The 18,188-nt window shown below is 52.7% G+C and carries 16 protein-coding genes and 1 pseudogene; 4 read left to right on the plus strand and 13 right to left on the minus strand.

The window, feature by feature from the left end:
* Window positions 1-48 precede the first annotated feature (48 nt).
* On the minus strand, window positions 49-849 hold the full coding sequence (mazG, locus tag NA389_RS12905) for a nucleoside triphosphate pyrophosphohydrolase (RefSeq protein ID WP_000210455.1): 801 nt from the start codon (window positions 847-849) through the stop codon (window positions 49-51).
* Between the two features lie 605 nt (window positions 850-1,454).
* On the opposite strand from mazG, the pseudogene NA389_RS12910 reads away from it, so the two are divergent.
* Window positions 1,455-1,598, plus strand: a pseudogene (locus NA389_RS12910) (fimbrial protein); the annotation flags it as partial.
* Window positions 1,599-1,616: 18 nt separating this feature from the next.
* On the opposite strand, the gene NA389_RS12915 reads toward NA389_RS12910, so the two are convergent.
* From NA389_RS12915 to rlmD, 4 genes are all read right to left on the minus strand, one after another.
* Window positions 1,617-1,913, minus strand: coding sequence for a type II toxin-antitoxin system RelE/ParE family toxin (locus tag NA389_RS12915; RefSeq protein WP_000633744.1), 297 nt, complete (start codon window positions 1,911-1,913; stop codon window positions 1,617-1,619).
* Window positions 1,879-2,235: a type II toxin-antitoxin system ParD family antitoxin gene (locus NA389_RS12920; protein ID WP_072102304.1), complete on the minus strand. Its 357-nt coding sequence runs from the start codon at window positions 2,233-2,235 to the stop codon at window positions 1,879-1,881. The genes NA389_RS12915 and NA389_RS12920 overlap by 35 nt, the downstream gene beginning before the upstream one ends.
* An 84-nt stretch (window positions 2,236-2,319) precedes the next feature.
* Window positions 2,320-4,554 carry a GTP diphosphokinase gene (gene relA / locus NA389_RS12925; protein WP_000226837.1) on the minus strand — a complete coding sequence of 745 codons (2,235 nt, stop codon included), beginning with the start codon at window positions 4,552-4,554 and terminating at the stop codon, window positions 2,320-2,322.
* 51 nt (window positions 4,555-4,605) lie between these two features.
* Entirely contained in the window at window positions 4,606-5,901 is a 1,296-nt protein-coding gene (gene rlmD, locus NA389_RS12930; RefSeq protein ID WP_000046866.1) for a 23S rRNA (uracil(1939)-C(5))-methyltransferase RlmD, read from the minus strand.
* A gap of 57 nt (window positions 5,902-5,958) precedes the next feature.
* Between rlmD and barA the strand changes: the two genes are divergently transcribed.
* A complete protein-coding gene (gene barA, locus NA389_RS12935) occupies window positions 5,959-8,715 on the plus strand; it encodes a two-component sensor histidine kinase BarA (protein WP_000186399.1) in 2,757 nt (918 codons plus the stop codon).
* 43 nt (window positions 8,716-8,758) lie between these two features.
* Here the strand turns inward: barA and NA389_RS12940 are convergent, their stop codons facing one another.
* From NA389_RS12940 to gudP, 4 genes are all read right to left on the minus strand, one after another.
* On the minus strand, window positions 8,759-9,901 hold the full coding sequence (locus NA389_RS12940; protein ID WP_000706486.1) for a glycerate kinase: 1,143 nt from the start codon (window positions 9,899-9,901) through the stop codon (window positions 8,759-8,761).
* A gap of 77 nt (window positions 9,902-9,978) precedes the next feature.
* Window positions 9,979-11,319 carry a glucarate dehydratase gene (gene gudD, locus NA389_RS12945; protein WP_000070672.1) on the minus strand — a complete coding sequence of 447 codons (1,341 nt, stop codon included), beginning with the start codon at window positions 11,317-11,319 and terminating at the stop codon, window positions 9,979-9,981.
* Between the two features lie 20 nt (window positions 11,320-11,339).
* The gene (locus tag NA389_RS12950; RefSeq protein ID WP_089082197.1) at window positions 11,340-12,680 is read right to left on the minus strand and encodes an enolase C-terminal domain-like protein; all 1,341 of its coding nucleotides are present in this window, start codon (window positions 12,678-12,680) and stop codon (window positions 11,340-11,342) included.
* Entirely contained in the window at window positions 12,677-14,035 is a 1,359-nt protein-coding gene (gudP, locus tag NA389_RS12955) for a galactarate/glucarate/glycerate transporter GudP (protein WP_000097015.1), read from the minus strand. Before gudP ends, NA389_RS12950 begins: the two co-directional genes overlap by 4 nt.
* 79 nt (window positions 14,036-14,114) lie before the next feature.
* On the opposite strand from gudP, the gene NA389_RS12960 reads away from it, so the two are divergent.
* Window positions 14,115-14,345, plus strand: a complete 231-nt coding sequence (locus NA389_RS12960; protein WP_001630632.1) for a hypothetical protein — start codon at window positions 14,115-14,117, stop codon at window positions 14,343-14,345.
* Window positions 14,346-14,516: 171 nt separating this feature from the next.
* On the opposite strand, the gene NA389_RS12965 is transcribed toward NA389_RS12960, so the two are convergent.
* From NA389_RS12965 to syd, 4 genes are all read right to left on the minus strand, one after another.
* On the minus strand, window positions 14,517-14,966 hold the full coding sequence (locus tag NA389_RS12965; protein WP_000807739.1) for a flavodoxin: 450 nt from the start codon (window positions 14,964-14,966) through the stop codon (window positions 14,517-14,519).
* 18 nt (window positions 14,967-14,984) lie between these two features.
* Entirely contained in the window at window positions 14,985-15,767 is a 783-nt protein-coding gene (gene truC / locus NA389_RS12970) for a tRNA pseudouridine(65) synthase TruC (protein WP_000890032.1), read from the minus strand.
* Window positions 15,767-16,096 (minus strand): YqcC family protein, encoded by a 330-nt coding sequence (locus NA389_RS12975; protein WP_000207010.1) that lies wholly within the window; start codon window positions 16,094-16,096, stop codon window positions 15,767-15,769. The genes truC and NA389_RS12975 overlap by 1 nt, the downstream gene beginning before the upstream one ends.
* A 611-nt stretch (window positions 16,097-16,707) precedes the next feature.
* The gene (syd, locus tag NA389_RS12980) at window positions 16,708-17,253 is read right to left on the minus strand and encodes a SecY-interacting protein (RefSeq protein ID WP_000343990.1); all 546 of its coding nucleotides are present in this window, start codon (window positions 17,251-17,253) and stop codon (window positions 16,708-16,710) included.
* A gap of 68 nt (window positions 17,254-17,321) precedes the next feature.
* Here syd and queF point away from each other — a divergent pair, with 68 nt between their 5' ends.
* On the plus strand, window positions 17,322-18,170 hold the full coding sequence (gene queF, locus NA389_RS12985) for an NADPH-dependent 7-cyano-7-deazaguanine reductase QueF (RefSeq protein WP_000100465.1): 849 nt from the start codon (window positions 17,322-17,324) through the stop codon (window positions 18,168-18,170).
* Window positions 18,171-18,188: the final 18 nt, after the last annotated feature.

Consider the following 18,188-nt stretch of genomic DNA (forward strand, 5'->3'; position numbering starts at 1 on the left):
CTTGTTATTTAAAAAATCACACAAATCGCTCTTGACCGCCTAAAACCTTTAGAGATCAATTTCCTGGCGTTTTACTTCCTGCCAAACTTCTTCCATTGTTTCCAGGTCCACCCCGGTCATTTCCAGGCCTCTGGCTGCGACAATACGTTCAACTTCGCGAAAACGACGTTCAAATTTATCGTTCGCTTTTTGCAAAGCGAGCTCCGCTTTCGTACCTAAATGACGCGCCATGTTGACCGTGGCAAAGAGCAAATCGCCCATTTCCTCTTCCAGTTTAGCCTGATCAACAACCGCCTGCCGCGCCTCGAACATCACCTCATCGATCTCTTCATAGACCTTATCGACGACCGGTCCCAGCGTCGTCCAGTCAAAGCCCACGTTTGAACACCGTTTCTGGATTTTTTGCGCGCGCATTAAGGCCGGTAAGCTGCGCGGAATATCGTCCAGCGCGGAATGCTGCGCTTTTTGCGCGCGCTCTTCCGTTTTGATTTGCTCCCAGCGAACTAATGCTTCTTCGCTATTATCCGCGGAAAGCTCGCCAAAAACATGCGGATGGCGGCGCTCCAGCTTGTCGCTGATGGCAGCGCAGATATCATTAAAATCGAAGCGGCCTTCTTCCTGCGCCATCTGCGCGTAAAACACCACCTGGAACAACAGGTCGCCCAGTTCGCCGCGCAAATCGTCAAAATCCTCACGCGCAATAGCATCCAGTACTTCATAGGTTTCTTCCAGCGTATAAGGCGCGATGCTGGTGAAGGTCTGCTCTTTATCCCACGGGCAGCCGTTTTCCGGGTCACGCAGGCGCTGCATGAGGGTGAGAAGACGGTCAATTTGATGGTTAGTTGTCATGGTTTTTAATCGGTTGTAAATACTAGCGACAATTGTAACGTATTATTCTTAACCATTCACGCACAGAGACACTACGGCAACGCCTATATAATAAAATATATTGTTAACAGGTGTTGAACGCTACCTCTCCCGTATAATTTTAAAATTATTAATCGATACACAACAATATAATAATCATATAACTAACTTATTAAAAAAAACAGATATTTGTACCAGGCATTATAAATAACATCAATTAAGCAAAAAAAATTATGCAAACGCTATAAGTACCCCCCCAAAGAGCCTTCCCTTTCAAAAAAATAAATTATTTCACTTTTACGGAAAAACTAGTAGCATGCACGCCAGTTTAATATCCAAAAAAGACCACTTTTTTGTTTTTTCTGGAACATACATGAAATAAACATATTGAAAGTATTACATATAATATTTTATGAGCCTGTACGATCATTCAGCCCTTAAGAATACACTCATAAAAATGTAGAAATATAATATTTTTATTATGACCTATTTTTTACCCAAAGCCCGCAGCATGGCTCTATGCCGCATATCCCTTGGTATACGCGTACAAAATGCTGCCATAAAATACGTTAATTAAGGATAACACGATGAAGTCATCTCATTTTTGTAAACTGGCAGTAACTGCATCTTTAGTTATGGGAATTGTCTCCGGCGCTCAAGCCGCGGGTAGCAACACAGCAAAGGTCACTTTCCTTGGTAATATTGTTGATTCCCCCTGCTCAATCACACTTGTTTTTTAGATAAAAAGGCTATAACCAATTTACATGCTTACCAGCATCCTGATTCTGGCTCAGAATACGTATCACGATAACTTCCGTAACTGATTGTATAAAATAGATAATATGCCTTTCAAACGGTAAGGCATAAATGTATTCACCCAGTTCAGGTCGAGGCGTGCCAATGTTATTGGCACTCATGATGCTGAATATTTCTGATAGATGATTAATATATCGATCGGCCTGTATTTCGCCAAAATACAGCCAGCCGTAATGCCAGATATTTTCCAGATCTTCACTGGCCTTTGGCGTTAATTTTACCGTTATCATCGGGTTTGATCATCCCTGTTTTGACCTTCCGTAAAAAGGCATCCTTTTCCCAGGCCTGGGGCTCTCCGCTGTTCAGACCTTCAGCCAGAAGTTCACGTAACGCCTGAAGTCGTGACTCGGCCTGTTTTTCCCTCAGCAGACGAAGAGACTCTCTGATCACTTCACTTTGTGTTCTGTAATCACCTGATTCTATGAGCGATTCAATAAACTCGCGCAGTTCATCGCCAAGATCAACGGTCATTGTTCTGGCCATAACAGCCTCCACTGTAAGTATAAATCTTACATAAGAGTACACCGGAAATGAAATGTACGTCAAAAACATACCCCATGTCTCATGCTTATGGGGTTGGCTAATGCGGCTTTGCTGAACGAGTAGCAAAGCCGCTACATTATTACTGTCTGGGGTTTACCCCCCGTGCAGTCGCCGTGCATCAATCACATCCGGCACCTGGTTCAGCTTACCGAGCACGCGGCCCAGCACCTGCAGGTTGTAGATCTCGATGGTCATATCAATGGTGGCGATCTGCTGCTTAATGTCGCTGCGGCTGGCGACGCCCAGCACGTTGACTTTTTCGTTAGCCAGAATGGTGGTGATATCGCGTAGCAAGCCGCTGCGATCGTTGGCCTGGACGCGCACCACCAGCGAATACCCCGCCGAGTAGCTTTCGCCCCATACCGCCTCTACGATCCGCTCCGGCGCATGGGAGCGCAGTTCCGCCAGCTGTTCGCAGTCGGCCCGGTGCACGGAAATCCCCCGCCCCTGAGTAATGAAGCCGACAATTTCATCCCCCGGAATCGGCTGGCAGCAGCGGGCAATGTGGTGCATCAAATTACCCACGCCTTCTACCACCACGCGCCCGTCGTCTTTACGACGATTTTGCGGCGCGTATGTTTTTTGCTGAAGCTGTTTCAGCGCCGCTGCATCCTGCTCCTCTGCACTCGGCTTATTGAACTGCGATTGCAGGAAATTCACCATCTGATTAAGACGGATATCACCGCCGCCTATCGCCGCCAGCAACTCTTCCAGCTCATTAAAGTTGTAGCGCGGCAGCAGATGTTTCTCGGCCTCTTTCAGGCTAATCCCTAAATGCGCCAGCTCATCGTCGAGGATCTGCCGTCCAGCCAGGATATTTTTGTCACGGTCCTGCTTGCGGAACCAGGCGTGAATTTTTGAGCGTCCGCGGCTGGTCGTCACATAGCCCAGGTTTGGATTCAGCCAGTCGCGGCTGGGATTCGGCTGCTTCTGAGTGATAATTTCAATCTGATCGCCCATCTGTAACTGGTAGGTAAACGGTACGATGCGCCCACCAATTTTCGCGCCGATGCAGCGGTGCCCGACATCGCTGTGGATGTGGTAAGCAAAATCAAGCGGCGTAGATCCGGCAGGCAAGTCAACCACGTCGCCTTTTGGCGTAAAAACGTAGACCCGATCGTCAAACACCTGGCTGCGCACTTCATCCAGCATTTCGCCGGAATCGGCCATCTCTTCCTGCCAGGCGATCAGCTTACGCAGCCACGCAATTCTGTCTTCATGACCGGAGCGCACGCCGCCGGACGCGGCGCCTTCTTTATACTTCCAGTGTGCCGCCACGCCCAGTTCGGCGTCTTCATGCATCTGTTTGGTACGGATCTGGATCTCAACGGTTTTACCGCCCGGCCCCAGGACCACGGTGTGGATAGACTGGTAACCGTTCGGTTTCGGGTTAGCGACATAATCATCGAATTCATCCGGCAGGTGGCGATAGTGCGTATGCACTATCCCCAACGCGGCGTAGCAGTCTTGCAGACGTTCAGCGACGATACGCACGGCGCGCACGTCAAAGAGTTCATCAAACGCCAGATGCTTTTTCTGCATTTTGCGCCAGATGCTATAAATATGTTTTGGTCGTCCGTAGACTTCCGCCTGCACGCCTTCGTTTTTCATTTCGGCGCGCAGATGTCCAACAAACTCTTCGATGTAATGTTCGCGATCGAGACGGCGCTCATGCAGCAGTTTGGCGATGCGTTTGTATTCCGCCGGATGCAGGTAGCGGAAACAGTAGTCTTCCAGTTCCCACTTCAGTTGCCCGATGCCCAGACGATTAGCGAGCGGCGCATAGATGTTGGTACATTCTTTCGCCGCCAGCACGCGCTCATCTTCCGGCGCCTCTTTCACTTCGCGCAAATGAGCGATTCGCTCGGCCAGTTTGATCACCACGCAGCGGAAATCATCCACCATCGCCAATAACATTCGACGGACGTTATCAACCTGCTCCGAAGAAACAGAGTCGTTATGAGTGGCGTTTAGCTGACGGATCGCCGCCATATCGCGCACGCCATGAATCAGGGTAACGATAGATTTGCCGACGCTTTCGCGCAGTACATCTTCGCTGACTACGTTGGCGTCGGCCAGAGGGAACAGTAGCGCCGCCCGCAGCGTGTCGATATCCATACTCAGCGTGGAAAGAATTTCTACCATCTCCACGCCACGCCACAGCAACAGATCCGCATCCGGATGTCCTTGTGTCTGTTGCAGGCAATACGCCCAGGTTTCGGCTAAGCGCTCACACGACTGCTGGCTGGAAATTCCCAGGCTTGCGATCCACTTCTTCGGATCAAATTCACCAGCTTTATTAATATGTGCACTTCTTACCGCGACCATCGTCCTCTCCTTAAGGGACCAGGCCTACCGAAGTCGGTAAGCCGGTAATCATTACATGCGCTCGAACAGAACCATTGATTCCAGATGTCCTGTGTGCGGGAACATGTCGAGCATCGCTAAACGCGTAACCTCATATCCCGCATTGACCAGCGCTTCACTATCGCGCGCCAGCGTCGCCGGGTTACAGGATACATAAACAATGCGAATAGGTTTTAATTTTATAATATGTCGCATCACTCCTGTAGCCCCCGCACGCGCAGGATCGAGTAAGACTTTGTCAAAGCCGTTTTTCGCCCACGGCTGCTTCGTGACATCTTCCTCCAGGTTCTCATGGAAGAATGTCACATTATGTAAACCATTGCGGATGGCGTTTTCACGGCCTTTTTCTACCAGCGCCGGAACGCCCTCAACCCCTACCACGCTTGCCGCGCACGTTGCCAGCGGCAGCGTAAAATTCCCCATTCCGCAGAACAGATCCAGGACACGATCCTCGGCGCGCACATCAAGCCACTCCAGCGCGCGTGCGACCATTTGCTGGTTTACCACCTCATTAACCTGAATAAAGTCTCGCGGACTGAAGGCTAAACGTAAGCCGTGCGAATCATACCAGGGCGCTTCGCCAGATACCGTTTCCAGTATCTCGCTAAACGGCGCCAGAAACAGAGACAATCCCTCAGAATGCGAAAAGCGTTCCAGTTTTTCTTTATCCGCCGCACTCAATGGCGCGGTATGGCGCAGAATCATCAGCGTACCGCTTCCCGCCTGTACCAGCTCAACATGCCCAAGATGTCGGGTGCCGTGTAAACTCGCCAGACACGCCCTGATTCGGGGCAGCAATGCTTCAAGCTGGGGCGCCAAAACAGGGCACTGTTCGACATTGACGATATCGCTGGAACCCGCTTTGCGAAATCCCATTTGCAGCGGTTTATCCGGCAGGCAATTCAGACTTAACCGCGCACGACGCCGATAACCCCAGGGCTCGCCGGCGATGATGTCATTCACCTCGTGTTTCATCAAACGCGCCAGCGCCGCGCTTTTGCTGCGTTGTTGCAGGGTGATGCTGACATGCTGTTGCTGACAACCGCCGCAGACGCCAAAATGCGGGCAGCGCGGCGTTTCTCGTTCCGGGCTATCATTCAAACGGCGCGAAACGCGTGCGCGGGCAAATTGCTTTTTATCTTCTGTAAGAATGACTTCTGCGCTTTCCTCAGGCAATAAACCGGGGATAAACAGCGCCTTTCCGTTATGACGGGCTACGCCCTGACCAAATGAATCGAGGTCATTGACTTTAACGGTTATGATCTGACGCGTCGTCACGCGCCGTTTTGCAGAGTAGAATTGCGCCATCGACCAGCTTTTTCTCAATTTAACAGTGTGACCCTAATTGTCCCATAACGGAACTCCATGACCAACTACAGCCTGCGCGCACGCATGATGATTCTGATCCTGGCCCCGACCGTCCTGATAGGTTTGCTGCTCAGTATCTTTTTTGTAGTGCACCGCTATAACGACCTGCAGCGTCAACTGGAAGATGCCGGCGCCAGTATTATTGAACCGCTCGCCGTCTCCAGCGAATATGGTATGAACTTACAAAACCGGGAGTCTATCGGCCAACTTATCAGCGTCCTGCACCGCAGACACTCTGATATTGTGCGGGCGATTTCCGTTTATGACGATCATAACCGCCTGTTTGTAACGTCTAATTTCCATCTGGACCCCTCACAGATGCAGCTTCCCGCCGGAGCGCCGTTTCCACGTCGTCTGAGCGTCGATCGCCACGGCGATATTATGATTCTGCGCACCCCGATTATCTCGGAGAGCTATTCGCCGGACGAGTCAGCGATTGCCGACGCAAAAAATACCAAAAATATGCTGGGGTATGTGGCGCTTGAACTGGATCTCAAGTCGGTCAGGCTACAGCAATACAAAGAGATTTTTATCTCCAGCGTAATGATGCTTTTTTGTATTGGCATTGCGCTGATCTTTGGCTGGCGGCTTATGCGCGATGTCACCGGGCCTATCCGTAATATGGTGAATACCGTTGACCGCATTCGCCGCGGACAACTGGATAGCCGGGTGGAAGGATTTATGCTGGGCGAGCTGGACATGCTGAAAAACGGCATTAATTCCATGGCGATGTCGCTTGCCGCCTATCACGAAGAGATGCAGCATAATATCGATCAGGCCACTTCGGACCTGCGTGAAACCCTTGAGCAGATGGAAATCCAAAACGTTGAGCTGGATTTGGCGAAAAAGCGTGCCCAGGAAGCGGCGCGTATTAAGTCGGAGTTCCTGGCGAACATGTCGCACGAACTGCGAACACCGCTGAACGGCGTCATTGGCTTTACCCGCCTGACATTAAAAACGGAGCTGAATCCCACCCAGCGTGACCATCTGAACACCATTGAGCGTTCCGCGAATAATCTGCTGGCGATCATTAATGACGTGCTTGATTTCTCCAAGCTGGAAGCCGGTAAGCTCATTCTGGAAAGTATCCCTTTTCCACTGCGCAACACGCTGGATGAAGTGGTTACGCTGCTGGCCCACTCATCGCATGATAAAGGGCTGGAGTTGACGTTAAATATTAAAAACGACGTCCCGGATAATGTGATTGGCGACCCGCTGCGCCTGCAACAGGTCATTACTAATCTGGTGGGCAATGCCATTAAGTTCACCGAGAGTGGCAATATCGACATTCTGGTAGAAAAGCGGGCGCTCAGTAACACCAAAGTACAGATTGAAGTGCAGATCCGCGATACGGGGATCGGCATTCCGGAACGCGACCAGTCGCGACTGTTTCAGGCGTTTCGCCAGGCCGATGCCAGTATTTCTCGCCGTCACGGCGGCACCGGGCTTGGGCTGGTGATTACGCAAAAGCTGGTCAACGAAATGGGCGGGGATATCTCTTTCCACAGCCAGCCTAATCGCGGCTCGACCTTCTGGTTTCATATTAATCTTGATCTTAACCCAAATGTCATTATTGACGGGCCGTCGACCGCATGTCTGGCCGGAAAACGGCTGGCTTATGTCGAACCGAATGCTACCGCCGCGCAATGTACCCTGGATCTGCTGAGCGACACGCCGGTGGAGGTGGTTTACAGCCCGACCTTCTCCGCGCTGCCGTTAGCGCACTACGATATTATGATTTTGAGCGTTCCGGTGACCTTCCGCGAGCCGCTCACCATGCAGCATGAACGTCTGGCGAAAGCGGCGTCAATGACGGACTTTCTACTGCTGGCGCTACCTTGCCATGCGCAAATTAACGCCGAAAAGCTGAAACAAGGAGGCGCGGCGGCCTGTCTGTTAAAACCATTGACGTCAACGCGCCTGTTGCCAGCGCTGACGGAATATTGCCAGTTGAATCACCATCCTGAACCGCTGCTAATGGATACCAGTAAAATCACCATGACGGTTATGGCGGTTGATGATAATCCCGCTAATCTGAAGCTTATCGGCGCGTTACTGGAAGATAAAGTCCAGCACGTAGAGCTTTGTGATAGCGGACATCAGGCGGTGGATCGGGCGAAACAAATGCAGTTTGATCTGATTTTGATGGATATTCAGATGCCGGATATGGACGGCATACGCGCCTGCGAGTTAATTCACCAGCTTCCTCATCAGCAGCAAACACCGGTTATTGCCGTTACGGCACATGCGATGGCCGGGCAAAAAGAGAAGTTGCTCAGCGCGGGCATGAACGACTATCTGGCTAAACCGATAGAAGAAGAGAAGTTGCATAATCTGTTGCTGCGCTATAAACCCGGCGCCAACGTAGCAGCGCGCCTGATGGCGCCGGAACCGGCTGAGTTTATCTTCAATCCGAATGCGACGCTCGACTGGCAGCTTGCGCTCCGCCAGGCTGCCGGTAAGCCCGATCTGGCACGGGATATGCTGCAAATGCTGATTGATTTTCTGCCGGAAGTGCGCAACAAAATTGAAGAACAACTGGTGGGAGAAAACCCCAACGGTCTGGTCGATCTGATCCATAAGCTACACGGGAGCTGCGGCTATAGCGGCGTACCGCGGATGAAGAACCTTTGCCAGCTTATTGAGCAACAGCTTCGCAGCGGCGTCCACGAAGAGGAGCTGGAGCCTGAGTTTCTGGAGCTGCTGGATGAGATGGATAATGTCGCGCGTGAAGCGAAGAAGATATTGGGCTGATATTCGCCGGATGGCGGCATGACCGCCTTATCCGGCCTATAACTCAGCGTAACTGTTGCCCCGCTTTCAGCGTTGCAGCCACGTTGCGCGCGGTCATTCGTACGTTTTCACTCGCATTCTTCAGCGCGTCCTCCAGCGTACAGATGGTATAAATCACGCTGAAAACGGCATCAAGCCCATGTTCATGAACCACGCCAACATCCGCCGTCAGGCTACCCGCAATACCAATTACCGGCTTGTTATACCGTTTGGCGATGTTTGCCACGCCAATAGGGACTTTACCGTGAATGGTCTGGCTGTCGATGCGCCCCTCGCCGGTGATGACTAAATCAGCATCCGCAAGACACGCTTCCAGATGAAGCGCATCGGTGACAATCTCAATACCACGCCGTAGCTGCGCGCCGCAAAACGCGTATAACGCCGCCCCCATGCCGCCTGCCGCGCCGCCGCCTGCCAGATCCAACACATCGACATGCAGATCGCGGGCAATCAAATGCGCATAGCGAGTCAATGCCGTATCCAGGCGTTCAATCATTTCCGGCGTCGCCCCTTTTTGCGGACCAAAAACCGCAGACGCGCCCTCTTTGCCGGTAAGGGGATTCGTGACATCGCAGGCGACCTCTATATGACACGCCGACAAACGCTTATCCAGGCCGCTGATATCAATGCTGGCGAGTGTTTCCAGCCCAATGCCGCCTTGCACAATATCATTGCCCTGCGCATCCCGTAGCCTGGCCCCCAGCGCCTGCACCATCCCCGCGCCGCCATCGTTGGTGGCGCTACCGCCGATACCAATAATGATATGCTCAACGCCCGCATCCAGCGCATGACGGATCAGCTCGCCGGTTCCCCATGATGTGGTCTTCAACGGATCGCGTTGCGCGGGCGGTACCTGCTCCAGCCCACTGGCGGCCGCCATTTCAATGAACGCGGAACGCGCATCGCCGGAAAGCCCATAAAACGCATTGACGCGATGCCCCAACGGCCCGGTGACCTCAACATGCACGATTCGACCCGCCGTCGCTTCAACCATCGCTTCGACAGTACCTTCTCCGCCATCAGCCAGCGGCAATTTCAGGTAATCGGCGTCCGGCCAGATCTCGCGAAATCCTTGTTCAATGGCGGTCGCTACCTCAAGAGCACTCAAACTTTCCTTATACGAGTCTGGTGCGATCACTATTTTCATAAGTCGTCCTTACGCATGTTGATCCTGTTAAGCATACACCCAGAGAAGAACCGGTTCCTTACGGAACCGGTTCTGACTTAACGCACCATGCAAGGACGCTTATTATCAAACGTCCAGCCAGGAATTAAGTACTGCATTCCCATCGCGTCGTCACGCGCGCCTAAGCCATGCTTTTGATAGAGCTCATGCGCTTTCATCACCTGATCCATATCGAGCTCAACGCCCAGACCCGGTTTGGTCGGTACTTGCACCATGCCGCCTTTAATTTCAAACGGTTCTTTAGTCAGACGTTGGTTGCCTTCCTGCCAGATCCAGTGGGTATCGATCGCGGTGATCTTGCCCGGCGCCGCCGCGGCAACATGGGTAAACATCGCCAACGAAATATCAAAGTGGTTGTTAGAGTGCGAGCCCCAGGTCAGACCGAACTCATGACACATTTGCGCCACGCGTACAGAGCCTTGCATAGTCCAGAAGTGCGGGTCCGCCAGCGGGATATCGACGGATTGCAGCGACAGCGTATGCCCCATTTGACGCCAGTCGGTCGCTATCATATTGGTGGCCGTCGGTAATCCAGTCGCGCGACGGAATTCCGCCATCACTTCACGTCCGGAAAAACCCTGCTCCGCGCCGCACGGATCTTCTGCATAGGCCAGAGAACCTTTCAGGTATTTACCAATGCTGATCGCTTCGTTCAACGACCAGGCGCCGTTTGGATCGAGCGTGACGCGCGCTTGTGGGAAACGTTTCGCCAGCGCCACGATTGACTCGGCCTCTTCTTCGCCCGCCAGCACGCCGCCTTTCAGTTTGAAGTCGTTGAAGCCGTATTTTTCATAGGCGGCTTCCGCCAGACGTACTACCGTTTCCGGCGTCATCGCCTCTTCATGGCGCAGACGATACCAGTCGCATTGCTCATCCGGCTGGCTCTGATACGGCAGCGGCGTGGCCTTGCGATTGCCGACAAAGAACAGATAACCCAGCATTTCGACTTCGCTGCGCTGCTGACCGTCGCCTAACAGCGAAGCGACGTTGACGCCCAGGTGTTGGCCCAAAAGGTCAAGCATTGCCGCTTCAATACCAGTCACCACATGGATAGTGGTACGGAGATCGAACGTTTGTAAACCGCGTCCGCCCGCATCGCGATCGGCAAACTGGTTGCGAACGGCGGTCAGGACATTTTTATATTCACCCAGCGTTTTTCCCACCACCAGTGGGATCGCATCTTCCAGCGTTTTGCGGATTTTTTCGCCGCCCGGAATCTCGCCGACCCCGGTATGACCGGAGTTATCTTTAATAATGACGATGTTGCGCGTGAAGAACGGGGCATGCGCGCCGCTCAGGTTCATCAGCATACTGTCATGGCCCGCAACCGGGATAACCTGCATTTCAGTCACTACAGGCGTCGTAAATTGATTACTCATAACTGTGTCCTTATTCAGAATTAGTGACGACCAAAAACAGGGCGTTTGCGGTCAAAAGTCCAGCCGGGGATCAGGTATTGCATCGGGCCTGCATCATTACGCGCGCCGCCTGGCAGCGTTTTATACGCGTCATGCGCTTTTCGCACCTGTTCCCAGTCAAGCTCCACGCCCAGTCCTGGCGCATCCGGAACGGCAATTTTGCCGTTTTTAATTTCCAGCGGATTTTTAGTCAGGCGGCAATCGCCCTCCTGCCAGATCCAGTGCGTATCAATAGCGGTGGGTTTGCCTGGCGCCGCCGCGCCGACATGGGTAAACATCGCCAGTGAAATATCAAAATGGTTATTCGAATGGCAGCCCCAGGTTAGCCCCCAGTCATCGCACAGTTGCGCCACGCGAACGGCGCCGGTGAGAGTCCAGAAATGCGGGTCGGCAAGAGGAATGTCTACCGCATTGAGCATCGCCGCGTGTCCCATTTCACGCCAGTTGGTGGCAATCATATTGGTCGCTACCGGCAGTCCTGTAGCACGGCGGAACTCCGCCATGACTTCACGACCAGAGAATCCTTGCTCCGCGCCGCACGGATCTTCCGCGTAGGTCAGTACATCATTCAGCCCTTTGCACAACGCAATGGCTTCATCCAGTAGCCAGGCGCCGTTCGGATCCACGGTAATACGCGCGTCCGGGAAGCGTTTTTTTAGCGCGCGAACGGTATCAATCTCTTGTTCGCCCGGCAGCACGCCGCCCTTGAGTTTAAAATCTTTAAAACCGTAGCGATCCTGAGACGCTTCCGCCAGCCGCACGACCGCGTCGCTGTTCAGCGCTTCCTGATGGCGCAGACGGTACCATTCATGACTGCCCGGCGTGCTTTCCAGATACGGCAGATCGGTTTTAGTACGATCGCCAATATAGAAGAGATAGCCTAACACGGTGACGGCATCGCGCTGTTTACCGGGTCCTAACAGTTCACAGACCGGCACATTAAGCGCCTGTCCCAGTAGATCAAGCAGCGCCGCTTCCAAAGCCGCCACCGCGTTAACCCGCAGTTCAAACGTCCATGCGCCTTTACCAAAGGTGTCAAAATCAGCGGCCTGGTTGCCTTTATGCACCTGCTGCACCACTTTGTTCAGGCGGGCGACTTCCTGGCCTAATACCATCGGAATAGCATCGACCAGCGTCTGATAAATCACTTCTCCGCCCGGCGCCTCGCCGACGCCAGTATGCCCGGCGTTATCGGTGAGGACGACGATGTTACGGGTGAAGTACGCGTTATGCACGCCGCCGATGTTGAGTAGCATACTGTCATGTCCGGCAACCGGAATGACCTTCATGTCCGTAATCACGGGACTGGATTGCGTTGTCATGATAATTGTCCTGCGACAGGTTTCAGTTCAATACGCTTAATATCGCCTACCAGCACCAGATAGCTGATGATGGCCACCAGGGCATGTACGCCGACATAGATCAACGCGCCGTTGAAGGAACCGGTGGTGCCAACGATGTAACCAATCGCGATTGGCGTCACAATACCGGAAATATTGCCGAACATATTAAACAAGCCGCCGGAAAGACCGCTGATCTCTTTCGGCGCGGTATCCGCCATTACTGCCCAGCCCAACGCGCCGATACCTTTACCGAAGAAGGCCAACGCCATAAAGCCGATGATCATCCATTCCACGTTCACATAGTTACAGAACACCATAACCATTGACAGCAACATCCCCAGCACAATCGGCGTCTTGCGCGCGATATTCAGGGAGCCAGTACGACGCATCAACCAGTCGGAAATGATGCCGCCCAACACGCCGCCGATAAAGCCGCAGACCGCAGGAACCGAGGCGACAAAGCCCGCTTTGAGAATCGACATGCCGCGCGCCTGGACCAAATAGACCGGGAACCAAGTAATAAAGAAATAGGTCAATGCGTTAATACAGTACTGACCGATGTAAACGCCAATCATCATACGAGAGCCCAGCAGCTGTTTGATCTGGCCCCATTTGACGCTAAACGGTACTTTCGCTTTGGTGTCTTTCTGATCCATATTGATCAGCGCGCCGCCTTCTGCGATGTACTCCAACTCTTTCTTATTTACGCCCGGATGGTTATTTGGTTCATGGATAACTTTCAACCAGATAAAGCTGATGATGATCCCTAACCCGCCCATAAAGAAGAAGACATGCGACCAGCCCACTTCGTGCGTCAGCCAACCCATAATCGGCGCGAAAATAACCGTGGCAAAGTATTGCGCGGAGTTAAAGATGGCCACAGCCGTTCCCCTCTCCTGCGCCGGGAACCAGGCTGCAACGATGCGACTGTTGCCCGGGAAAGAAGGCGATTCCGCCAGACCAACCAGGAAACGAAGCGTAAAGAGGGCGACAATAATGCCGAAACCACTAAAGATATCGACAAAACCCTGCAACAGGGTGAAGACTGACCAAATGAAAATAGACCAGAAATAGACGCGTTTGGAACCAAAGCGGTCCAGCAGCCAGCCGCCCGGGATCTGCCCGATAACATAGGCCCATGAAAAAGCAGAAAAAACATAGCCCATGCCTACCGGATCAAGGCCGATATCTTTGGCCATTTCTGAGCCGGCAATGGACAATGTGGCGCGGTCGCCGTAGTTGAAGGATGTGACGATAAACAGCATCACCACTATCCAGTAGCGGGCGTTCGTGCGTTTCTCCGCACTACTCGCCGCGTGACTTAATGAACTCATTGTTGCACTCCTGAAATTTCGCGTTAGCTACGCTCACTCTGAACTGCACAACCGGTAGGGAATCAGAGATAACGTTTCCTTGTTGCAGCTTTTATTAGGTCGTTTGCTTTGCACGCTGCATGCTTTTATTCACTGGCAGGAGAAGTATAAAAAGCGCGCCACACACACTCACCGTGCAACAACACAGTATTTTGGCGATGAATTACGCCTGTTTATGGCAAAAGCCCAGGACAGTGGAAGCCACTTCACGGAAATGAAATCAGAAGGCGTCAGGCGTCGACGCAGGAGGAATAAAAAGAGAAGAATGTGAAACAGGTCGCTTGATTACATGAAAACGCCCGTAAAAAACTGCCGCTTTTGCGGGCATATGCCCAAAGCTAACACGATTCAGTTACTTTACACTGTGTACAGGTCGTGATTTTGCTTACTGGCAACGCAAGCAAACGAAAAGGTACCCTCCCGTAGGGGGGAGGGATTTACCTCAGGAAAGTAAAGTTCCCCAGTTTTCAACCCAGGGATTGGATTGGCTCTCCGGCTCCGGATGTTCGCTGGCGTCAATGAATAACATCTCCCCCACCCGCTGCGCGCTTTGCTCCTGCAACAGGGCATCAAACTGTTTGCCGCCATTACAGAAATTGGGGTAGCTGCTATCACCTAGCGCAATCACCCCGTAACGCAGGTTTGGTTGAAAACCGACTGTATCTTTAATGCCGTGAAAGAGCGGCGCAATGCTATCCGGTAGATCGCCCTGCCCGGTCGTCGAGGTAACGACCAGCGCAACCTTATCCTGATATTGCTGCCAGTCGGACAGTTCAGGATCTTCAAACACGGTCGCGCTGTGGCCCTGTCTGGCGAGGATCGCTTCCGCTTCTTCCGCCACCAGCAGTGAGTTGCCATACATGGTCCCGACAAAAATACCAATTTCCGCCATTATGCGTATCTCCCTGAATTATGCCTGATGAGTCTCATCCTGCCGGGACGCCGCCGTAAACTCAACCCTTTCATTGTCAGGGAGAAGTCCACGCCAGCCAAACTGTGTCAGCGCCTGCATCCAGGTTTCATCCAACCCGGCCTGAATCATCAACGGCTGTCCGGTGAAGGGGTGCGTCAGTTCAAGCCGACTGGCATGAAGCATCAGGCGACGACAGGCAAAATGCTCTGCGGCGCTGCGGTTTTGTCGCAAATCGCCATGCTTGCTGTCGCCGATGATAGGATGACGCAGATGCGCCAGATGACGACGAAGCTGGTGCTTGCGTCCCGTTTTTGGTTCCAGCTCAACCAGACCATAACGCGTGGTGGGATAACGTCCGGTCGGCACCGCCATTTCGACCGTCGCCAGTCCGCGATACTGCGTTACAGCCGGCTGGGGCGCTTTATCCTCGCGGGCGAATTTATCAGCAATTTTATCGCGCTCTTCCACCAGCGGATAATCCAGTACTGCGTCATCCATCAGCCAGCCGCGCACAATGGCATGGTAGCGTTTACGGATGTGGTGCTGCTCGAACTGCTGCGCCAGACGGCGTCCCGCTTCGCTGGACAGCCCCATTAACAGTACGCCCGACGTGGGTCTGTCGAGACGGTGGGCGGTAAAAACATGATGGCCGATTTGGTCGCGCACCGTTTGCATGACCACGACTTTTTCGTCGCGATCCAGCCAGCTCCGGTGAACAAGCCAGCCTGCGGGTTTATTCACGGCAACCAGCCACTGGTCTTGATAGAGGATCTCCAGCATCAGGATTTATCGCGGACGAATAGCGCATCCAGATCCTGCAAAACCGCCAGGATCGCCTCCCGCTGCGGATGATCCGCCGCCAGCGCCATTTCATAATAAGGGGCGACGGCAAACGCCTCGGGCAGTGGTTGCGCATTATCAAGTAGGGTATGCATACGAGGGATCAATACCCATTGCAGCCATTCCAGCGGTTCCATGGTATCCATAAAAAATGGTTGGGTGCTGGTAAACAGGTGCGCCTGCGGCGCATCCAGCCGCCAGTGGCGATGCTCGCGCAGCAGCGTTTCAAGCGCATGTAACTGCTGACGCACACGGTCATGAGTCGTCATGTTAAAAACCTCAATGATGAAAATCTGGCGCGAAGAATAACAAAAAAAAGGGAGCACTGTATAAACAGTGCTCCCGGTTCGTTTCGCAGCATTCCAGCTACTTTTCGTGCTCCCTGCTCATCCGTGACAACTTTTCCTGTGACCTTACGGCCTGTTCATCCTGAACGTTTGCATCCTGCGCACATCGCCCGATGTGATAGCTTCTTCCTGAAGCGTCCCTGGTCATCCAGACCCGCCGAACATCCTGATCGGCTCTCGTTCTCCGTCCTGGAGGTGTCCTTTAACGCATCCTGCGCTTTCCACTTTGCTTCATCCTGAAGCCTTTCCTTGTAACACCATCCTGGCGTGTCCTGCTGAAGCGTCATCATCCTGACGTTCGCTTCGTTGTACGACTCCCTGTCGACGAAGATAGAATCGCCTGTTTCACCTTGTCTTACAAGACACCTACAGACAATACCTTAAGTAAATTTTCATATGAAAGTGCGCAAAAACATTTTAACAGGTTGTTTTATATAGACTTACATAAGAAAACGGGACTCAGTATCCGCTGATATCCTGGCGATCTCCTACAGACTTTGTAAGAGATCTCTCACACCTGTTAGGGCAAACGATTACAGAAGAGGATTAAGTTGCGTAAGGAATTCCGCAAGCGTTGCGGCAAGAACGGTACGATTGCGGGTGCCCAGCGTTTCTTTAATCACCTCGCCGGACAGATTACAGACCGAAATGACCTCAAGTTCATTTTCCTGCGTCGCAATAAAAAGCGTGGGAGGAAGCTTGAGCCGCTTTTGCGTGACCAGGTGGCCTATCAGATTTTCCTGCACGCGCCGAAAGTCATCCTGACTCCAGGTTTGCAGTAGCGTAAGCTTTTCATCCGCGAACTGCGCGGGCATGTCGCCAGCAAACTGCGTGGTGTAAAACGCGTGGAGCGCAGGTTGTACCATAATATCGAAGGCGCGTTCAACCGCGTTTACATTTTCTTCGCCTTCAAAAGGTTGCGGCTGCCAGTAAACGGCATCGCGGGTTGAAGAAATAATGCACGGAGAAGGTACGCCATACAGTTCTTCGCTCAACGGCCAGCTACCGTGTTTTTCTTGCCACGCGTCGCAGTAACGCGTCGTAAAGGCTTTCAATGCCTGCGCTGTCAGTTCGTCCACCAGTTTCTCTCTTCATAAAAGCCAGGATACACTTGGCGCATAGTGTATCTGGTTTATGACGGTGAAACATGTCTTCTTATGAAAACCATCAGGCTCTCGATGGCCTGACTCTCGGAAAATCAACGGATTACCGGGACAATTATGACGCCAGCCTGCTGCAGGGCGTACCGCGCAGTTTGAATCGCGACCCGCTCGGATTAACAGCCGATAATTTGCCGTTCCACGGCGCGGATATCTGGACGTTGTATGAACTTTCCTGGCTTAACAGCCGTGGTCTTCCGCAGGTCGCCGTCGGGCATGTCGAACTGGATTACACCAGCGTTAATTTAATCGAATCCAAAAGCTTTAAACTGTATCTGAACAGCTTTAACCAGACGCGCTTTGACACCTGGGAGACGGTGCGCCAGACGCTGGAGCGCGATCTGCGCGCCTGCGCGCAGGGCAACGTTAGCGTGAGGCTTCATCGTCTTGATGAGCTGGAAGGACAGCCTGTCGCCCATTTCCACGGCACCTGTATTGACGATCAGGATATCAGTATCGACAACTACCAGTTTACTACCGACTATCTGCAACATGCGGTCAGCGGCGAGAAGCAAGTAGAGGAGACGCTGGTCAGTCATCTGCTGAAATCCAACTGCCTGATCACCCACCAACCGGACTGGGGCTCAATACAAATTCAGTATCGCGGGCGCAAAATCGACAGGGAAAAACTGCTGCGTTATCTGGTCTCCTTCCGTCACCATAATGAATTTCACGAGCAGTGCGTAGAGCGTATTTTTAATGACATTCTGCGCTTCTGTCAGCCGGAAACGTTAAGCGTTTATGCGCGCTATACCCGCCGCGGCGGGCTGGACATTAATCCCTGGCGCAGCAATGCCGATTTTGTGCCCGCCACGGGCAGGCTGGCGCGTCAGTAATCTTTTTTGTCAATTTTG

The organism is Salmonella sp. NW645, from assembly GCF_051703725.1.
Taxonomy (GTDB): Bacteria; Pseudomonadota; Gammaproteobacteria; order Enterobacterales; family Enterobacteriaceae; genus Salmonella; species Salmonella enterica.

Bases quoted from the DNA above. Each gene is read 5' to 3' on its own strand.
- NA389_RS12965 (WP_000807739.1), bottom strand. From the start codon at position 14,966: ATGGCGGAAATTGGTATTTTTGTCGGGACCATGTATGGCAACTCACTG.
- mazG (WP_000210455.1), bottom strand. From the start codon at position 849: ATGACAACTAACCATCAAATTGACCGTCTTCTCACCCTCATGCAGCGC.
- NA389_RS12915 (WP_000633744.1), bottom strand. From the start codon at position 1,913: ATGATAACGGTAAAATTAACGCCAAAGGCCAGTGAAGATCTGGAAAAT.
- NA389_RS12975 (WP_000207010.1), bottom strand. From the start codon at position 16,096: ATGACGACTCATGACCGTGTGCGTCAGCAGTTACATGCGCTTGAAACG.
- NA389_RS12920 (WP_072102304.1), bottom strand. From the start codon at position 2,235: ATGTTTTTGACGTACATTTCATTTCCGGTGTACTCTTATGTAAGATTT.
- barA (WP_000186399.1), top strand. From the start codon at position 5,959: ATGACCAACTACAGCCTGCGCGCACGCATGATGATTCTGATCCTGGCC.
- gudP (WP_000097015.1), bottom strand. From the start codon at position 14,035: ATGAGTTCATTAAGTCACGCGGCGAGTAGTGCGGAGAAACGCACGAAC.
- rlmD (WP_000046866.1), bottom strand. From the start codon at position 5,901: ATGGCGCAATTCTACTCTGCAAAACGGCGCGTGACGACGCGTCAGATC.
- NA389_RS12940 (WP_000706486.1), bottom strand. From the start codon at position 9,901: ATGAAAATAGTGATCGCACCAGACTCGTATAAGGAAAGTTTGAGTGCT.
- gudD (WP_000070672.1), bottom strand. From the start codon at position 11,319: ATGAGTAATCAATTTACGACGCCTGTAGTGACTGAAATGCAGGTTATC.
- queF (WP_000100465.1), top strand. From the start codon at position 17,322: ATGTCTTCTTATGAAAACCATCAGGCTCTCGATGGCCTGACTCTCGGA.
- truC (WP_000890032.1), bottom strand. From the start codon at position 15,767: ATGCTGGAGATCCTCTATCAAGACCAGTGGCTGGTTGCCGTGAATAAA.
- NA389_RS12950 (WP_089082197.1), bottom strand. From the start codon at position 12,680: ATGACAACGCAATCCAGTCCCGTGATTACGGACATGAAGGTCATTCCG.
- relA (WP_000226837.1), bottom strand. From the start codon at position 4,554: ATGGTCGCGGTAAGAAGTGCACATATTAATAAAGCTGGTGAATTTGAT.